This is a genomic window from Pseudomonas sp. NDM, assembly GCF_003105095.1.
Classification (GTDB): domain Bacteria; phylum Pseudomonadota; class Gammaproteobacteria; order Pseudomonadales; family Pseudomonadaceae; genus Aquipseudomonas; species Aquipseudomonas moraviensis_A.
This window is the reverse complement of sequence record NZ_QETJ01000057.1, coordinates 1-17,814: the sequence shown is the minus strand read 5'-3', so window position 1 is coordinate 17,814 and position 17,814 is coordinate 1. Positions and strand designations below refer to the sequence as shown.

Genomic DNA, 17,814 nt, shown 5'->3' with positions numbered 1-17,814 from the left:
GGGTTAGGGTGAGGGCAAAGGCTTTAATGATCCCCACACCCGCCAGACGGGCTGCCGTCACAGCCTGATTACGTTATACTCGCCGGCTTTCAAAAGTTCGCCAACGAGTGCTGCCCGTCATGGAAATCAACCCGATCCTGAACACCATCAAGGACCTGTCCGAGCGCTCCGAAACTATTCGGGGGTATCTTTGACTACGATCAAAAGCATGAGCGTCTGACCGAAGTCAATCGCGAGCTTGAAGATCCGAGTGTCTGGAACAAACCTGAATACGCCCAGGAGCTGGGCCGCGAGCGTGCCGCGCTGGCGCAGATCGTCGACACCCTCGACGAACTGAACGGCGGTCTGGCTGATTGCCGCGACCTGCTGGAGATGGCCGTCGAAGAAAACGACGAAGGCGCAGTGGGCGATGTCGTCGCCGAACTGGCCCGTCTCGAGGAAAATCTGGCCAAGCTGGAATTCCGCCGCATGTTCAGCCATGAAATGGACCCGAACAACGCCTACCTGGACATCCAGGCCGGGTCCGGCGGTACCGAAGCGCAGGACTGGGCCAACATCCTCCTGCGCATGTACCTGCGCTGGGCTGACAAACGCGGTTTCGACGCGACGATCATGGAACTGTCCGCCGGTGAAGTCGCCGGGATCAAGGGCGCGACCGTGCACATCAAGGGCGAATATGCCTTTGGCTGGCTGCGTACCGAGATCGGCGTGCACCGTCTGGTGCGCAAGAGCCCGTTCGACTCCGGCAACCGTCGCCACACTTCGTTCTCCGCCGTTTTCGTCTCGCCAGAGATCGATGACAAGGTGGAAATCGAAATCAACCCGGCAGACCTGCGGATCGACACCTATCGTTCCTCCGGTGCCGGTGGTCAGCACGTAAACACCACCGACTCGGCCGTACGTATCACCCACGTACCGACCAACACCGTGGTCAGCTGCCAGAACGAGCGTTCCCAGCACGCCAACAAGGACACCGCGATGAAAATGCTGCGGGCCAAGTTGTACGAGCAGGAAATGCAGAAGCGCAACGCCGCCTCGCAAGCGCTGGAAGACACCAAGTCGGACATCGGCTGGGGTCACCAGATCCGCTCTTACGTGCTCGATGCCTCGCGGATCAAGGATCTGCGTACCAACATCGAACGCAGCGATTGCGACAAGGTGCTCGACGGCGATATCGACGAGTATCTGGAAGCCAGCCTGAAATCGGGCCTGTAACAGACGCCAAAACAGGATCGAGCGACTCGACTCGATCCCTGTAGGAGCCAGCCTGCTGGCGATCCCCGGGCCGCAGGGCCCGGGGGCAACGAACCTGATGGAATACTTAAAGACATGAGCGACCTACAACTCGACCCGCAAGCCCTGCAACAGGAAGAAAACTCCCTGATCGCCCTGCGCAAGGAAAAGCTTGCTGCCGAGCGCGCCAAGGGCAATGCCTTCCCGAACGACTTCCGCCGCGAAAACTACTGCGATGCCTTGCAGAAACAATACGCGGACAAGGCCAAGGAAGAGCTGGCAGAGGCTGCAATCCCGGTCAAGGTAGCCGGTCGCATCATGCTCAACCGTGGCTCGTTCATGGTGATCCAGGACATGACCGGGCGCATCCAGGTCTACGTCAACCGCAAGACTTTGCCTGAAGAAACCCTGGCCGCGGTGAAAACCTGGGACATGGGCGACATCATTGCTGCCGAAGGCACTCTGGCGCGTTCCGGCAAGGGTGACCTGTACGTTGAAATGACCAGCGTGCGCCTGCTGACCAAGTCGCTGCGCCCGCTGCCGGACAAGCACCACGGCCTGACCGACACCGAACAACGCTACCGTCAGCGCTATGTCGACCTGATCGTCAACGAAGACGTGCGCCAGACCTTCCGCGTCCGTTCGCAAGTGATCGCGCACATCCGCAGCTTCCTGATGAAGCGCGACTTCCTCGAAGTCGAAACGCCGATGCTGCAGACCATTCCCGGCGGCGCCGCGGCCAAGCCGTTCGAAACCCACCACAATGCGCTCGACCTGCCAATGTTCCTGCGTATCGCCCCAGAGCTGTATCTGAAGCGTCTGGTGGTTGGCGGTTTCGAGAAAGTGTTCGAGATCAACCGCAACTTCCGTAACGAAGGTGTTTCGACTCGTCACAACCCTGAATTCACCATGTTGGAGTTCTATCAGGCGTACGCCGATTACGAAGACAACATGGATCTCACTGAAGAACTGTTCCGCGAGCTGGCGCAGCTGGTTCTGGGCAGCACCGACGTGCCGTACGGCGACAAGGTGTTCCACTTCGGCGAACCGTTCGTGCGTCTGTCGGTGTTCGACTCGATCCTCAAGTACAACCCTGAGCTGACCGCCGATGATCTGAACGACATCGACAAGGCTCGCGCCATCGCCAAGAAGGCTGGCGCCAAGGTGCTGGGCTTCGAAGGTCTGGGCAAACTTCAGGTGATGATTTTCGAAGAACTGGTCGAGCACAAGCTGGAACAGCCGCACTTCATCACTCAGTACCCGTTCGAAGTGTCGCCGCTGGCCCGTCGCAACGACGACAACCCGAACGTCACCGACCGTTTCGAGCTGTTCATCGGTGGTCGTGAAATCGCCAACGCCTACTCCGAGTTGAACGACGCGGAAGACCAGGCCGAGCGCTTCATGGCGCAGGTGGCCGACAAGGACGCGGGCGACGACGAAGCCATGCACTACGACGCCGACTTCGTCCGTGCGCTGGAGTACGGCATGCCGCCAACCGCCGGTGAAGGTATCGGCATCGATCGTCTGGTGATGTTGCTGACCAACTCGCCGTCGATCCGCGATGTGATCCTGTTCCCGCACATGCGACCGCAAGCGTAAACGTTTCAGTTGAAAAGCCGCCTAAAACAGGCGGCTTTTTATTGCCTGTCTGGTACAAATGTATCAATTGGTTAATTTGCAAATAGCAGAGGAAGTGCTGTCGTGATGGGTGCAATAGCTCAAGAAGGTGCAGCGGGTATCGCCACTGCGGTCGCTGAAAGTGTTCAGTACCAGGGCCGCAAGGCCAGCCGACAGGGCAGTGAGCAGCGTCGCCAGGACATTCTCGACGCAGCAATGCGCATTGTCGTGCGCGACGGCGTACGTGCCGTGCGCCATCGTGCGGTCGCGGCGGAGGCGGGGGTGCCGCTGTCGGCGACCACGTATTACTTCAAGGATATCGATGACCTGCTCACCGATACCTTCGCCCAATACGTCGAACGCAGCGCGGCGTACATGGCCAAGTTGTGGGTCAACAACGAAGGTCTGTTGCGTGAAATGGTGGTCAGCGCCGACGGCAGCCCCGAATCGCGCTCGCAACTGGCCGATGACATTGCGCGGCTGATGGCCGATTACGTGCACCGGCAATTGATCAACCGCCGCGAGCATTTGATGGCTGAACAGGCATTCCGTCAGGAAGCGCTGCTCAACCCGCGTCTGGCGATTCTGGTGCGTTCGCATCAGCAGATTCTGCTGCAGGGTACTTGCCAGTTGTTCCAGGTATTGGGCTCGCGCGAACCGCAGCAGGATGCCAAGGTGTTGACGGCGATTATCGGGCGGATGGAATATCAGGGCCTGCTCAATGACGCCGAGCCCCTGGCCGAAGAGGACATGCTCGGGATTCTGACGCGGTATATGCACCTGGTGCTGGCATCGGTCTAGCGCTTGACGCTACACCTGTGAGAGCGAGCCTGCTCGCGAAAGCGCTCTGATATTCAACATCGCCGTTGTCTGACACAGCGCATTCGCGAGCAGGCTCGCTCCCACAAAGGGCTTACAGTCCGAGTTTCAGCACGTCACGTTTTCTACAGGAGTTTCGGGTGGACGATTACCAGCAGACGATACGCATGTTGTCCGATCGCATTGTGCTGGCGCAGACGCCGATCCGCGTGCTCGATGCGGTCAAGTGGGACGACAACGTGCGCAAGGGCTTCCTCAAGGCCAAAGGCAAGGAAATGCCGGCGGTGGATCGCGACTACTACCTCAACCGTCCGCTGTCATTCGATTCGAGCCAGGTCAAACTGGAATTCCAGAACATCGAGCGTGACATTACCCGTCAGCTCGGCCAGTTCAACCCGGTCGGGCAGATCATGCGGCGCATGTGCAAGGAATACCGCATGGTCGTGCGCATGCTCGAAGCGCGCGGCACCGAGGATTTCGGCCTGATCTCGCAAGAGCTGTACGGCGCGGCGTCCGATGCCTTCCACGCCGGTGACCCGACCCTGGCCGATCTTGGCCTGATGATGTCCGACTACCTGAACAACATCGACGGGCGCGGCGACCTCAAGGACGAGCCGAAAATCCTTACCGCCAAAGACGCCGTGCACCTGCTGCAAACCCGTTTGAACAAGGTATTCGGCGAGGCCGAGGAAACCATTCGCGTATTCGAGTCCGACGGCATCGTCGCCGACGCCGCAGCGGGCGCCGACTACATCAAGATCCGCACCGACGCGCTGTTCAACGACCGCGATGTGCGCGCACTGGAAGTCCACGAAGGCCTCGTGCACGTCGGCACCACGCTTAACGGTTTGAACCAGCCGATCTGTACGTTCCTGTCGAAAGGCCCGCCCTCGTCGACGGTAACGCAGGAAGGTCTGGCGATCCTGATGGAAATCATCACCTTCGCCTCCTACCCGAGTCGCCTGCGCAAACTGACCAACCGCACCCGTGCGATTCATATGGTCGAGGAGGGCGCGGACTTCTTGCAGATCTACGAATTCTTCCGTGAGCAGGGTTTCGAAATGGCCGAAAGCTACGGCAACGCCAGCCGGGTTTTCCGTGGCTCGACGCCGACCGGTCTGCCATTCACCAAAGACTTGTCCTACCTCAAGGGCTTCATCATGGTTTACAACTACATTCAGTTGGCCGTGCGCAAAGGCAAGCTTGAGCAGATTCCGCTGTTGTTCTGTGGCAAGACCACCCTGGAAGACATGCGTACCTTGCGGCAACTGGTGGATGAGGGGCTGGTGGTGCCGCCGAAGTATCTGCCGGACCAGTTCCGGGACTTGAACGCGTTGTCGGCGTGGATGTGTTTCTCCAACTTCCTCAACCATTTGAGCCTGGACCGGATCGAAGCGGATTACTCCAATATCCTCTAGACCCAACGCACACCCCTGTAGGAGTGAGCCTGCTCGCGATAGCGGTGTGTCAATCAACCGATATATCGACTGACACAATGCTATCGCGAGCAGGCTCACTCCTACAGGTTTGTTCTGCATTCCAACCTGAATTCTGCGAGGTTTCACCGGATGAGAATCCTCGGCATCCTTTGCCTGCTCTTGACCCTCGGTGGTTGCAGTTCGCTGCTGTTCTACCCCGAACCTGGCCAGATCTTTACCCCGGACAAAGCCAGACTCGAATACCGCACTGTCACCCTGACCACCGCCGACGGCCTGAAACTCAATGCCTGGTGGCTGCCGGCCAAACCCGGCGTCGAGGTCAAAGGCACGGTCCTGCATCTGCACGGCAACGGCGGTAATCTGCCAATGCATCTGGGCGGGAGCTGGTGGTTGCCGAAGAATGGCTATCAGGTGCTGCTGGTCGACTATCGCGGTTATGGATTGTCCGAGGGCAAGCCGAGCCTGCCGGCGATCTATCAGGACATCGACGCGGCGTTCGCCTGGCTCGACAACGCGCCCGAGGTCAAAGGCAAACCGTTGGTGCTGCTCGGACAAAGCCTGGGCGGCGCCATGTCGGTGCATTGGCTGGCGCAGCACCCGGAACGGCAAAAACAACTCAAGGCTCTGGTGCTGGATGGCGTGCCCGCCAGTTATCGCAGTGTCGGCCAGTTCGCCCTCAGCACTTCATGGCTGACCTGGCCGTTGCAGGTGCCGCTGTCGTGGCTGGTACCCGATGGCGACAGCGCAATCAACTCGATGGCGCAGCTGACTGGCGTGCCCAAGCTGATCTTCCACAGCATCGACGATCCGCTGGTGCCGATGGCCAACGGCATTCGCCTGTATCAGGCAGCGCCGCCGCCGCGCGTGTTGCAGCTGACTCGTGGCGGTCATGTGCAAACCTTCGGCGACCCGGTGTGGCGTCAGGTCATGCTGCGCTATCTCGACGATCCCCAACACTTCGACGGCCTGCGCCGACTCGGCGAAATCCCCAACTATCCGCCGCCTCCGAACAATGAAGATGAGACCCCGCAATGACTGAAGAACGCAACGCCATCCCGCTGATCATCACCGGTATCTGCAGCATCCTCGGCACCGTCGGAGCGCTGTGGTACTACGGCTATCTGCATTTCGCCAAGCCTGAGGATGCGTTGCTGCTGAACGAATTCACCATGCTCAAGACCGTACCGGGCGAGGACTACAAAGTCTCGCTGACCCCAGCGCCGCAAGTGGCGCAGTGTATTGATGGCGTGCTGGTGTTGTTCGATACCGAACAGAAAGGCCTGACCGGGGTGCTGGTCAACGCGCAGAAGAAAGCCGTGCGTTGCATGGGCGAAGAGACCCCGCAGAAGCCCTCACCCTAACCCTCTCCCAGAGGGAGAGGGGACTGACCGAGGTGTCTCGGGCTATCCATCGACCTGACAGACCAGGTCGATTATGGATTCAAAACAAATCTTACCCGCCGGCACATCTCACCAGCATCCCCTGATCGGCTCCCTCTCCCTCGGGAGAGGGCTGGGGTGAGGGGCTACGATGTCTGCTCCCACAAAAAAGCCCCGCCTGATCAAGTCAGGCGGGGCTTTTGCGTTACGACGTGAAGCTTAGTTCGAGCTCACCGAAGAACGCGGTGCTACCGGCTGGTTGTCGTTGGAGATGGTCACTTCCACACGACGGTTCATCGCACGGCCCGAGACGCTGCCGTTATCCGCTACCGGGTATTCCTTGCCATAACCCTGAGTGACAATACGCGCTGGATCAACGCCCATTTTCACCAGCGCTGTGCGCACGGAGTTGGCGCGGCGCTCGGACAGCGACTGGTTGTAGCTCGCGGCGCCAGTGCTGTCGGTGTAACCCTCGACGATCACTTTGCGATCCGGGTTTTCCTGGAGGAACTGCGCCAGTTTGTTGATGTTCACCAAACCGCTGGACTTCAGATCAGCCTTGTTGGTGGCGAACAGCACGTCACCGAAAGTCACCAGCGTACCGCGATCGGTCTGCTTGGCGTTGAGGCTGTCCTGCAGCTGTTTGATCTGCTGGTCACGGGCATCAAGACGAGCCTGAGCGCGCTGTGCAGCGGCGTTTTTCAGGTTGTTTTCAGCGGTGCGCAGGGCGATGGTCTGCTTGGCCACTTCGACGCGCTGGTTGGTCAGGTAGGCAAGTTGGTCAACCTTGGCCGCGTCTTCTTTATCCAGATAAGCCTTGTCGGCCTTGTCCAGGTAGTCGCTGGCGTCTTTGGTTTCCAGTGCCGCGACTTTGCTTGCCTGTGGGTTGGCCTGCAGGCCGGCGTAGTTGGTGCGCGCCTGTTCCAGGTTCGGGTTAGGCGGGGTGGAGCAGGCAGCCAGTGCAACGCTTGCGGCCAGAAGAGCGGGAATCATCAGTTGCTTACGCATAATTTGTCGTCCTTTCTATCGGTAAGAGTTTCAGCTTTGCGGTCGGGATGCGCGCTTACTGCACAGTGCGCTGGCTTTCCTGACGCAGTTCCTGAACACCTTTCTGGGAATCCTTCACAGCCTGTTCGGCCTTGGCGGCCTGAGCCTTGCGTTCAGCGACGCGAGCGTCCCATTCAGCCTGTTCGGACAGACGACGGGCCTCGTCATACTTCTTGTCGTGCATGGCGATTTCAGCTTGTTTCAGTTTGTCCTGAGCCTGCTTCATTTCCACCGCAGCGAACTCGGTACCACCAGCGCTGACAGCGCTGTTGACGGCCGATTGGGTCACGGCGTACTGCTCGGTCGGTGGATTACCCGCGCAACCGGCCAGCACGAAGCTGGTGCCGATGGCCAGAGCGGCCAGTTTCAGACCGCGCAGGTGGGAAAACGAGGTTTGGGTTTTCATGGTCTTCAACTCCATTAGGCATCTCCTGAAAATACAACTGAATCCATCCTGGCAGAGGAGCCGAAAGCATCGCTTGTTGACGCGAATTGAAACGCTCGTTCCAGGCGTGGTTACCAGTTCCGACCGGCGGCATTTTTGAAAAGTTCAGAAAAGATGGCCTATCGCCAAAAATTAATCTGACCGATTGGACAAGGCTTTGGGACGGGAACTTTGATGGTCGGAAGCGGTACGCGCGGGGTAAATATTCAGGATGTCACCATCCATTGTAGGAGTGAGCCTGCTCGCGATAACGGTGTGTCAGCCACGCATGGGGTAGCTGAAAAACGCCATCGCGAGCAGGCTCGCTCCTACAGTTTTGATTTGTGTCGGGTCAGTGCTTCTGCTTGTTCTCAGCCGACGACAAGTCATGCAGATGCCGCCGCGACAGCGCCAGAAAACGCGGGGTCGGGCCGACATCTTCATACAACGGATCACCTTCCTCATCCGTCGCCACCACCGTCGAACCCTTCACATACGGCAGGCTCGCTTCGAACTCCTCGAGCGCGGCGCCGATCAGTTCGCCGAGCAGTTCCTCGGGATGACGCTTGGGGTACATTTCGGCAATCGCCGCCAGGCGAGCAGCGGATTCCACATCCAGGTGAATCGTGTAGCCAGTGTCGGTCAGGCGACCTTTGGCGTTTTCTTCCCAATGCTGGGCGAGTTCACGAATTTTCATGATGACCTCATTTCGCGCCTGCTGCTGGCAGGCCTGGGTGAGTGTCCGGCAGCGCCGGCGGCGGGCCTTCGTACGGCTTACTGTTGAGACTGGCTTTCGCGCGCAAGGTTTAAGTCGATTCGTCGCCTGCTTGTAAGAAGCGGCGCAGAGCGGCACTCTCTGGCAAAGCATTCATTTCTGCGCTGTCCCCGATTACCGCTGGAGAACTGCTGATGACCGATATTGATGCACGCTTGCGCGAAGACGTTCACCTGCTCGGAGAGCTGTTGGGCAACACCATTCGAGACCAGTACGGCGAGGCGTTCCTCGACAAGATCGAGCAGATTCGCAAGGGCGCCAAAGCCGACCGGCGCGGCTCGATGGACGCCGAACTGAGCGCCAGCCTCAATCAATTGAGCGAAGACGAATTGCTTCCGGTCGCGCGGGCCTTCAACCAGTTTCTCAACCTGGCCAACATCGCTGAGCAGTACCAACTGATCCATCGCCGCGAGGAGTCGCAGCCGGCGCCGTTCGAGTCGCGGGTATTGCCGGAACTGCTCGCGCGCCTGCGCAGTGAAGGCCACAGCGCTGAATCTCTGGCTCGGCAACTGGCGCGGCTGGAAATCGAACTGGTGCTGACCGCGCACCCCACCGAAGTGGCGCGGCGCACCCTGATCCAGAAGTACGACGCGATCGCCGCGCAACTTGCCGCACAGGATCATCGCGACCTGACCAGCGCCGAGCGCGAGCAGATCCAGACCAAACTGCAGCGGCTGATCGCCGAAGCCTGGCACACTGAAGAGATCCGCCGCACCCGACCGACCCCGGTCGATGAAGCCAAGTGGGGCTTTGCGGTGATCGAGCACTCCTTGTGGCAGGCGATCCCCAACCATATGCGCAAGGCCGATCAGGCGCTGTTCGCTGCGACGGGCCTGCGCTTGCCGCTGGAAGCCGCGCCGATCCGCTTCGCCTCGTGGATGGGCGGCGACCGTGACGGCAACCCCAATGTCACCGCAGCAGTGACCCGAGAAGTTTTACTCCTGGCGCGCTGGATGGCCGCTGATTTGTACCTGCGCGACGTCGATCATCTCGCTGCCGAACTGTCGATGCAGCAGGCCAGCGACGCGCTGAAGGCCAAGGCAGGCGACAGCGCCGAACCCTATCGCGCAGTCCTCAAGCAATTGCGCGAACGCTTGCGAGCTACGCGCAATTGGGCGCATGCCGCGTTGACCGCGCCGACCCCGGCACCCGCCGATGTGCTGCACGACAATCGCGATCTGCTCGAACCTTTGCAGCTGTGTTTCAACTCGCTGCACGAATGCGGCATGGGCGTTATCGCCGACGGGCCGTTGCTCGATTGCCTGCGTCGGGCGGTGACGTTCGGCCTGTTCCTGGTGCGCCTCGATGTGCGCCAGGATTCCACGCGGCACAGTTCGGCGATGACGGAAATCACCGATTACCTCGGCCTCGGCCGCTATGAAGACTGGGACGAAGAGCAGCGCATCAACTTCCTCACCGAGGAGCTGAGCAACCGTCGTCCGTTGCTGCCGGCGCATTTCAAACCGTCCGCGGACACCGCTGAAGTGCTTAACACCTGCAAGGAAATCGCCGCCGCGCCTGCTGCGTCGCTGGGCTCCTACGTGATCTCCATGGCGGGCGCCGCTTCCGATGTGCTGGCTGTACAACTGCTGCTCAAGGAATCCGGCGTGCTGCGGCCGATGCGCGTAGTGCCGCTGTTCGAAACCCTCGCCGACCTCGATAACGCCGGGCCGGTGATGGAACGGCTGTTGCTGTTGCCGGGCTATCGCGCGCGCCTGCACGGCCCGCAGGAAGTGATGATCGGCTATTCCGATTCGGCCAAGGATGCCGGCACCACCGCTGCGGCCTGGGCGCAATATCGCGCGCAGGAGCGCCTGGTGGAAATCTGCCGCGAGCAGCAAGTCGAACTGTTGTTGTTCCACGGTCGCGGCGGCACCGTGGGCCGTGGTGGCGGCCCGGCCCACGCGGCGATTCTGTCGCAGCCGCCGGGCTCAGTGGCGGGGCGCTTCCGGACCACCGAGCAGGGCGAAATGATTCGTTTCAAATTCGGCCTGCCAGACATCGCCGAGCAAAACCTCAATCTCTATCTGGCCGCCGTGCTCGAAGCGACCTTGCTGCCACCGCCGCCGCCGACCCCTGAATGGCGGCATCTGATGGACGAATTGGCGGCTGACGGTGTCAGCGCTTACCGCCAGGTGGTGCGGGAAAATCCGCAATTCGTCGAGTATTTCCGTCAGTCGACCCCGGAGCAGGAACTGGGACGTTTGCCTTTGGGCAGTCGTCCCGCCAAACGTCGTGCCGGCGGTATCGAAAGCCTGCGGGCGATCCCGTGGATTTTCGGCTGGACCCAAACGCGGCTGATGCTGCCGGCCTGGCTCGGTTGGGAGACGGCGCTGAGCAAGGCCCTGGAGCGCGGCGAGGGGGAGTTGCTCGGGCAGATGCGCGAGCAATGGCCGTTCTTCCGCACCCGCATCGACATGCTGGAAATGGTTCTGGCCAAAGCCGACGCGGATATAGCGCAGTCTTACGACGAGCGTCTGGTCGAAGCCGAACTGCTGCCGTTGGGCGCGCAGTTACGCGACCTATTGTCGCAGGCATGCTCGGTGGTGCTCGGTCTGACCGGGCAGTCGCAGCTGCTGGCGCACAGCCCGGACACCCTCGAATTCATTCGCTTGCGCAACACCTACCTCGACCCGCTGCATCTATTGCAGGCGGAGTTGTTGGCGCGCTCGCGGCAGCAGGAAGTCGAGCAGGGCAGCCCGGTGGAACAGGCGCTGCTGGTGTCTGTAGCGGGGATTGCCGCCGGCTTGCGCAATACCGGCTAAGGTTGCTGATCACGTCAGGCGGCATTCGCGATGAGGGTCGGATGCCGCTTCTCCTGCTGTAGGAAAGTGCCGCGAGGCGACAGTTAATGTAGGGGTTGCGACTTGGGTTACCGCGTCGCGAGGTCACGGCGGGCGTCGGTTTCTCCGACTTTTGGCGTCTTGTGTGGGCGCAGCCTGCTGTGTATCTTGATCAGCCTTTGGCCGTTTGTGCGGCCACGACCCGTATTTTCAGGATCCGCCGGTTACGTGCGAATCCTTTGTTTTGTAAAGCTTTTATATAAAAAATTGAGGAGCACATCGATGCGCGTCATTCTGCTGGGAGCTCCCGGGGCCGGTAAAGGTACTCAGGCAAAGTTCATCACCGAGAAATTCGGCATTCCGCAAATCTCCACCGGCGACATGCTGCGTGCTGCGGTCAAGGCTGGCACTCCCCTGGGCGTGCAAGCCAAGAGCATCATGGATGCCGGCGGCCTGGTGTCGGATGACCTGATCATCGCGCTGGTCAAGGACCGCATCGCTCAACCTGATTGCGCCAACGGTTTCCTGTTCGACGGCTTCCCGCGCACCATTCCGCAGGCTGAAGCACTGGTCACTGCCGGTGTCGAACTGGACGCCGTGGTGGAAATCGCTGTTGAAGACGAAGAAATCGTCCAGCGCATCGCCGGTCGCCGTGTTCACGAAGCCAGCGGCCGCGTTTACCACATCGTCTACAACCCGCCGAAACTGGCTGGCAAGGACGACATCACCGGCGAAGAGCTGGTGCAGCGCAAGGACGACACCGAAGAAACCGTGCGTCATCGCCTGTCGGTCTACCATTCGCAGACCAAGCCGCTGGTGGAGTTCTACCAGAACCTGTCTGCCGCCAATGGTGGCAAGCCGAAGTACAGCCACATTCCAGGCGTGGGTTCGGTCGATGCGATCACCGCCAAGGTGCTGGCCGCGCTGAGCTGAAAAGTCTGAACCGCAGCATCAATCCACGGCCCGCTTGCGGGCCGTAGTTGTTTATACTGACGCACTTTTTCCCCACCCCTGTTTTGGAAACATCGATGAGCACCTTGCTGGCCCTGGACACCGCGACTGAAGCTTGCTCCGTTGCCTTGCTGCATGACGGCAAGGTCACGAGCCATTACGAGGTGATCCCGCGTTTGCACGCGCAGAAGCTGCTGCCGATGATCCAGCAATTGCTCGCCGATGCGGGCACCACATTGCAAGCGGTCGACGCCATCGCTTTCGGTCGTGGCCCGGGCGCGTTTACCGGTGTGCGGATTGCCATCGGCGTAGTGCAAGGTTTGGCGTTCGCGCTGGATCGTCCGGTGCTGCCGGTATCCAATCTTGCGGTGTTGGCGCAGCGTGCCTTGCGTGAGCAGGGCGTCAGCCAGGTGGCGGCCGCCATCGATGCGCGGATGGATGAAGTGTATTGGGGCTGCTATCGCGAGACGGCGGGGGAGATGCGTCTGGTTGGCGCCGAAGCCGTGCTGCCGCCGGAAGTGGCTGCGTTGCCGGCCGATGCCAGCGGCGACTGGTTCGGTGCCGGAACCGGTTGGGGTTATGGTGAGCGCATTGCGGTCAATCTGAGCGGCTCCGACGCCGGCATGTTGCCCCACGCCGAAGACCTGCTGACGCTGGCGCGTTTCGCCTGGGAGCGCGGCGAAGCGATCCCGGCGGACGACGCCCAGCCGGTTTACCTGCGCGATAAAGTTGCCACCCCCAAAGCCCGCTGATCTCCGGTCTGTGCTGTTCCCTGTGGCGAGGGAGCTTGCTCCCGTTCGGCTGCGCAGCAGTCGCAAACCCTGCATTCGCGATTTGACTGATGAATAAACGGGGCCGCTTTGCTGCCCAGCGGGAGCAAGCTCCCTCGCCACAAAAGCGCCCGCCGGGTATTCAGTGCCTTATCCCGAATCCAGTCAATCGTCAGTTTCTACCCCCTCGCTTAAAACCTTTTGCGCTTTCTGTGTTCTAGTTATCACTCGGCAGTTTGCTAAGTCGGTCAAGTGCCGCTAAATTGCCATCATCGATACCGAGCATGACATTATGCGTATAGACGGCGTTTCCACTCAGTCCTATCCCATCAAGCGCAAGCCGCGCAAAGGCAATGCGGCGCTGGATGAGTCCGTCGACATCATCGACGGCGAGCTGGAATTCCCGAGCGAAGAGCAGTTGGCCGCCCGTGCTGCCCAAGCCACCGCGCAACGCCTGAGCAACCTGCCTGCCCGTCAGCAAGACATGATCTACCACCGCGCAATGAAGAAAAGCGTAGCGATGGCGTTGGCCAGCTACCTGAGTACTGCCGGTTTTGTCGATTGGGATGCGGACGTGCTGGGCCTCGATCTGTATATCTGATGGATCTGCCTTACTACCTCGGTTGCCCGTCCTGGAGCGAAAATGCCTGGCGCCAGTATCTGTATCCGGTAGATGCAAAAACCTCCGATTTTCTCGCTCTCTATTGCCAGGTGTTCAACGCCGTCGAAGGCAACACCACCTTCTACGCCAGCCCTTCGCCAGCCACTGTGCAGCGCTGGGCCGAGATCATGCCGGCGCACTTTCGCTTCACCGCCAAATTCCCCGGCGACATCAGTCACAGTGGCGACTTGCGCGAGCAACTGACTGCTGCCGAAACCTTCCTGCAATTACTCAAGCCGTTGGGCGAGCGTGTTTCGCCACTGTGGCTGCAATTGTCGAAAAGCTTTACACCGCAGCGTCTGCCGGAACTGGTGGCGTTCATCGACGCGCTGGATTGCCCGCTTGCGGTGGAAGTACGCAATGAACAGTTCTTCGCCAAGGGCGAGAGCGAGCGCCTGCTCAATCGCCTGCTGCTGGATCGCGGCGTCGAGCGCATCTGTCTCGACCCGCGTGCGCTGTTCAGTTGCCTGTCGACCGAGTCTTCGGTGATCCACGCGCAATCGAAAAAGCCACGCGTACCGACCCGTCCCGCGGCGTTCACGCAGTTTCCACAGGTGCGCTTCATCGGCCATCCCGAGCTTGAGGCCAACGATGCGTTTCTCGTGCCGTGGGTGGCGAAAATCGCCGAATGGATCGAAGAGGGCCGCACCCCGTACATCTTCCTGCACACCGCCGACAACCTGTTGGCAGCGAAACTCGCGCAACGTTTTCACGCGCAACTGATGCAACGTTTGCCTGGCTTGCCCGCGCTGCCTGAGCTATACAGAGAACCCGCCGTCGAGCAGCTTGGCTTGCTCTGAGGCGGTTTTTTTCTGCCCGGGAGCCCGTCGATGAACGTCCAAGCCAGTCAGGCGCAACTGCTTAAAGCCCAAGCCTTCAAGGCCCTGCATGATCGTCAGGAGACTTTCGTGATTCCCAATCCGTGGGACGCCGGTTCGGCGAAGATGCTCGCCAGTCTGGGTTATTCGGCCTTGGCCACCACCAGCGCCGGTTACGCGTTCTCCCAAGGCAAGGCGGACGGCGCGTTGAGTCTCGACGAGACCCTGGCCAATGTCCGCGCGATCGTCGCAGCGACTGATCTGCCGGTGGCGGTGGATCTGGAAAACGGCTTTGCCGATGACCCGGTCGAGGCTGCGCAGAGTCTTCTGCGCGCAGCCGAGGCGGGGGCGGTGGGTGGTTCGATCGAAGATGCCACGGGGCGTCCGGACGCGCCGATCTATTGCTTCGAACACGCCGTGGCGCGCATTGAAGCCGCCGTCGCGGCGGTGCGCACGCTGCCGTTTCCCTTTGTCCTCACCGCTCGCGCGGAAAACTACCTGCACGGTAATCCCGACCTCGATGACACCATTCGCCGCTTGCAGGCATTTGCCGCCGCAGGTGCCGACGTTCTTTATGCGCCGGGTTTGCGCAGCGCCGAAGAAGTGCGCGCAGTGGTGCAGGCCGTGGCGCCGAAACCGGTCAATGTGTTGATGTCTGGCGGTTTGAAACTGACCGTACAACAGCTTGAGGAAATGGGCGTACGGCGGATCAGCACCGGATCGGCGCTGGCGCTGGCGGCGTTCGGCGAATTTTTCCGCGCGGCTGAAGAAATCCAGCAGTCCGGCACGTTTGGCTTCACGTCGCAGTCGATGCCGTACGCCAAGGCCAATCAATTCTTCAAGGACTGAGCATGGGGCGTTGGCTGTTCTGGTTGGTGTTGCTGGCGATCGGCGGTGCAGCGGTCAGTGTCTGGCGCGGCTGGCTGGACGTGCCAGCGCAGTGGAATCCGTGGGCACCGCTGGACGTAAAAGCCGCGCCCAACTGGCTGACCGGTTACAAACTCATGCGCCTGCGCAGCGATCCTGAGCTGTGCGCACAGGCGCTGGGCAGCGCGGATCTGCGCGTCAGCCGCCAGGCCGACAGTCCCGGTGCGAAGTGCCCGCTGATCGGCGCTCTGCGTGTGCAGGGCGGTGAAGTGGCGCTGAGCAGCAGTTTCATCGCCAGCTGCCCGCTGGCGGTCGCCTACGCGATGTTCGAACACCACACCCTGCAACCGGTCGCGCAATCGGTGTATGGCCAGAAAGTCACGCGTGTCGACCATCTCGGCAGCTTCGCCTGTCGCAATGTCTACAACCGTGAGAACGGCGCGCTCAGTCGACACGCCAGTGCCGACGCGCTGGACATCGCCGGCTTCCGCCTGGCTGATGGACGCACGATCAGCGTGCTCAAGGATTGGCCCAAACAAAATCAGGACGCACAGTTTCTGCGCCAGGTGCGCGATGGCGCCTGTGAGTCATTCAGTGTGGTGTTGAGCCCGGATTACAACGCCGCCCATCGCAATCACTTTCATGTCGATGTCGGGCGCTGGAGCGTGTGTCGCTGAGGGTCAGGCGGCGAGGCGCAGGTTCTGCAGAACGATCGGGCGAGCCCAGCCGTTGTCGAAGTCCAGGGCCTTCTGCTGCTCGACGATTTCTTCCGGCGGGAACGGTGGGTACGGCTTCTGCAGCAAGTCCAGGTCGAACTCGGCGATCGGCAGGTACAGTGGGCGTTTTTGCGGAGCGGGGCCTGGCTCAGGCAGCGGCTGGCCATTGTTGATCACGATCGGACGCACCCAACTGCTGTCGAAATTCTGCTGCTCTTGCTGGGCTTTGAGTTCTTCTGGCGGGAACGGTGGGAACGGCTTGTCCAGCAGTTCCATTTCGAATTCAGCGATCGGCAGGAACAGCGGCTCTGGCGGGCGAACTTCGGTTTCAACCACATCGCACTCGCGCTGGCTGACGATGTGCGCGTGCAGCTCGCTGCCAACGGTCGGTTCTTCCGGGCTGTTCAGGTCAACCGGTGGAAACGTGCCACAGGCCGGCACCACTTCACTCGTCTGTTCGGCCAGGGCCTGGGCAAAGAAATCCTGCCACAGGTGACTGACGCCGCTCAGTGCTTGAGTGTTATGACGGCTGAAGTCGCCATGGGGCGAAACGTAGCCAATCGATGTGGGAAGAATGCCTGACATTTTTTTCGGTTGCCGCTCAGCTCTGGCAAAATGCGCGTTGAATGGTTTATCGGCGGTTTTTGTCGATCCTTAACTTTTTTGAGCGTTTTTTCATGATCGAGTCACCCGCGGCCTGCCGCATCCATGTCCAGGCACTCGCCCCGACGTTTCAAGCACAAGCCGAGCACTGGGCCGAACGTCTCGGCTTGCCGCTCGGCGAGGCGGACGGCGAGTTCGCCTTGCAGGTCGGCGAGCAGGGGTTGCAGTTGCAGCAGCTTGGTCCGGACGCCCCGGGCCCGGTGCGGGTCGACTTTGTCGAGGGCGGCGCGGCGCACCGGCGTTTGTATGGCGGCGGCAGCGGGCAGATGATCGCCAAAGCGGTCGGCATCGCCCAAGGCGTGCGTCCGCGCGTGCTGGACGCCACGGCAGGGCTGGGCAAGGATGCGTTCGTGCTGGCCAGTCTGGGTTGTGAGATGAGCCTGATCGAGCGTCAGCCGTTGATCGGCGCGCTGCTCGAAGATGGGCTGGCGCGGGCGGCGGAAGATTTCGACGTGGCGCCGATCGTGGCGCGGATGAAATTGCTCAAGGGCAACTCCATCGAGGTCATGCGGCATTGGGAAGGGGAGCCACCACAGGTGATCTATCTCGATCCGATGTTCCCGCATCGTGAGAAAACCGCGTTGGTGAAAAAGGAAATGCGCCTGTTTCGCCCGCTGGTGGGCGATGATCCGGACGCACCGGCCTTGCTTGAAGCGGCGCTGGCACTGGCCACGCACCGGGTAGTCGTCAAACGCCCGCGCAAGGCACCGTGCATCGAAGGGCCGAAACCGAGCCATGCCCTGGATGGCAAATCGAGCCGGTATGACATTTATCCGAAGAAAGCGCTGAAGCCCTGAGACCGCGTCGCCCCATTCGCGAGCAGGCCCGCTCCCACAGTTCAAATGACTTCCC

At 60.7% G+C, this 17,814-nt stretch carries 18 protein-coding genes; 14 read left to right on the top strand and 4 right to left on the bottom strand.

The window, feature by feature from the left end; genetic code table 11:
* Positions 1 to 119 precede the first annotated feature (119 nt).
* The 6 genes from prfB (at position 120) to DCO47_RS13915 (ending at position 6,469) form a co-directional block, all read left to right on the top strand.
* Positions 120 to 1,215, top strand: a protein-coding gene (prfB, locus tag DCO47_RS13945) for a peptide chain release factor 2 (RefSeq protein ID WP_116658289.1) whose coding sequence is annotated in 2 segments (ribosomal slippage) — positions 120 to 191 and positions 193 to 1,215 — 1,095 coding nt in all. Because the reading frame shifts where the segments join, the coding sequence is not laid out codon by codon here.
* Between the two features lie 114 nt (positions 1,216 to 1,329).
* Positions 1,330 to 2,832: a lysine--tRNA ligase gene (gene lysS / locus DCO47_RS13940; protein WP_116658288.1), complete on the top strand. Its 1,503-nt coding sequence runs from the start codon at positions 1,330 to 1,332 to the stop codon at positions 2,830 to 2,832.
* A gap of 105 nt (positions 2,833 to 2,937) precedes the next feature.
* Positions 2,938 to 3,651 carry a TetR/AcrR family transcriptional regulator gene (locus DCO47_RS13935; protein ID WP_039762412.1) on the top strand — a complete coding sequence of 238 codons (714 nt, stop codon included), beginning with the start codon at positions 2,938 to 2,940 and terminating at the stop codon, positions 3,649 to 3,651.
* 185 nt (positions 3,652 to 3,836) lie between these two features.
* Entirely contained in the window at positions 3,837 to 5,087 is a 1,251-nt protein-coding gene (locus DCO47_RS13930; protein WP_166554750.1) for a flavohemoglobin expression-modulating QEGLA motif protein, read from the top strand.
* A 150-nt stretch (positions 5,088 to 5,237) separates the two neighbouring features.
* On the top strand, positions 5,238 to 6,143 hold the full coding sequence (locus tag DCO47_RS13920; RefSeq protein WP_064364278.1) for an alpha/beta hydrolase: 906 nt from the start codon (positions 5,238 to 5,240) through the stop codon (positions 6,141 to 6,143).
* The gene (locus DCO47_RS13915; protein ID WP_116658287.1) at positions 6,140 to 6,469 is read left to right on the top strand and encodes a hypothetical protein; all 330 of its coding nucleotides are present in this window, start codon (positions 6,140 to 6,142) and stop codon (positions 6,467 to 6,469) included. The genes DCO47_RS13920 and DCO47_RS13915 overlap by 4 nt, the downstream gene beginning before the upstream one ends.
* Before the next feature lie 237 nt (positions 6,470 to 6,706).
* On the opposite strand, the gene DCO47_RS13910 is transcribed toward DCO47_RS13915, so the two are convergent.
* The 3 genes from DCO47_RS13910 to DCO47_RS13900 all read right to left on the bottom strand — a co-directional run bounded on the left by DCO47_RS13910 (position 6,707) and on the right by DCO47_RS13900 (position 8,655).
* Positions 6,707 to 7,495: an OmpA family protein gene (locus tag DCO47_RS13910; protein ID WP_042606951.1), complete on the bottom strand. Its 789-nt coding sequence runs from the start codon at positions 7,493 to 7,495 to the stop codon at positions 6,707 to 6,709.
* Positions 7,496 to 7,550: 55 nt separating this feature from the next.
* Positions 7,551 to 7,955 (bottom strand): DUF4398 domain-containing protein, encoded by a 405-nt coding sequence (locus DCO47_RS13905; protein WP_024011747.1) that lies wholly within the window; start codon positions 7,953 to 7,955, stop codon positions 7,551 to 7,553.
* 355 nt (positions 7,956 to 8,310) lie between these two features.
* A complete protein-coding gene (locus DCO47_RS13900; protein WP_042606952.1) occupies positions 8,311 to 8,655 on the bottom strand; it encodes a hypothetical protein in 345 nt (114 codons plus the stop codon).
* Positions 8,656 to 8,867: 212 nt separating this feature from the next.
* On the opposite strand from DCO47_RS13900, the gene ppc reads away from it, so the two are divergent.
* From ppc to DCO47_RS13865, 7 genes are all read left to right on the top strand, one after another.
* Positions 8,868 to 11,498 carry a phosphoenolpyruvate carboxylase gene (gene ppc / locus DCO47_RS13895; RefSeq protein WP_083352020.1) on the top strand — a complete coding sequence of 877 codons (2,631 nt, stop codon included), beginning with the start codon at positions 8,868 to 8,870 and terminating at the stop codon, positions 11,496 to 11,498.
* A gap of 300 nt (positions 11,499 to 11,798) precedes the next feature.
* A complete protein-coding gene (gene adk / locus DCO47_RS13890) occupies positions 11,799 to 12,449 on the top strand; it encodes an adenylate kinase (RefSeq protein ID WP_042606954.1) in 651 nt (216 codons plus the stop codon).
* Positions 12,450 to 12,544: 95 nt separating this feature from the next.
* Positions 12,545 to 13,219 (top strand): tRNA (adenosine(37)-N6)-threonylcarbamoyltransferase complex dimerization subunit type 1 TsaB, encoded by a 675-nt coding sequence (gene tsaB / locus DCO47_RS13885; protein WP_116658286.1) that lies wholly within the window; start codon positions 12,545 to 12,547, stop codon positions 13,217 to 13,219.
* A 310-nt stretch (positions 13,220 to 13,529) separates the two neighbouring features.
* Positions 13,530 to 13,838 carry a hypothetical protein gene (locus DCO47_RS13880; protein WP_024011752.1) on the top strand — a complete coding sequence of 103 codons (309 nt, stop codon included), beginning with the start codon at positions 13,530 to 13,532 and terminating at the stop codon, positions 13,836 to 13,838.
* Complete coding sequence (locus DCO47_RS13875) at positions 13,838 to 14,698, top strand: DUF72 domain-containing protein (protein ID WP_116658285.1); 861 nt, start codon at positions 13,838 to 13,840, stop codon at positions 14,696 to 14,698. The genes DCO47_RS13880 and DCO47_RS13875 overlap by 1 nt, the downstream gene beginning before the upstream one ends.
* A gap of 30 nt (positions 14,699 to 14,728) precedes the next feature.
* The gene (locus DCO47_RS13870) at positions 14,729 to 15,565 is read left to right on the top strand and encodes an oxaloacetate decarboxylase (protein WP_064364272.1); all 837 of its coding nucleotides are present in this window, start codon (positions 14,729 to 14,731) and stop codon (positions 15,563 to 15,565) included.
* Positions 15,566 to 15,567: 2 nt separating this feature from the next.
* On the top strand, positions 15,568 to 16,260 hold the full coding sequence (locus DCO47_RS13865) for an extensin family protein (protein ID WP_065615300.1): 693 nt from the start codon (positions 15,568 to 15,570) through the stop codon (positions 16,258 to 16,260).
* A 3-nt stretch (positions 16,261 to 16,263) separates the two neighbouring features.
* Here the strand turns inward: DCO47_RS13865 and DCO47_RS13860 are convergent, their stop codons facing one another.
* Positions 16,264 to 16,884 carry an energy transducer TonB gene (locus tag DCO47_RS13860; protein ID WP_116658284.1) on the bottom strand — a complete coding sequence of 207 codons (621 nt, stop codon included), beginning with the start codon at positions 16,882 to 16,884 and terminating at the stop codon, positions 16,264 to 16,266.
* Positions 16,885 to 16,976: 92 nt separating this feature from the next.
* Here DCO47_RS13860 and DCO47_RS13855 point away from each other — a divergent pair, with 92 nt between their 5' ends.
* Positions 16,977 to 17,759 (top strand): class I SAM-dependent methyltransferase, encoded by a 783-nt coding sequence (locus DCO47_RS13855; RefSeq protein WP_083354285.1) that lies wholly within the window; start codon positions 16,977 to 16,979, stop codon positions 17,757 to 17,759.
* Positions 17,760 to 17,814 lie beyond the last annotated feature (55 nt).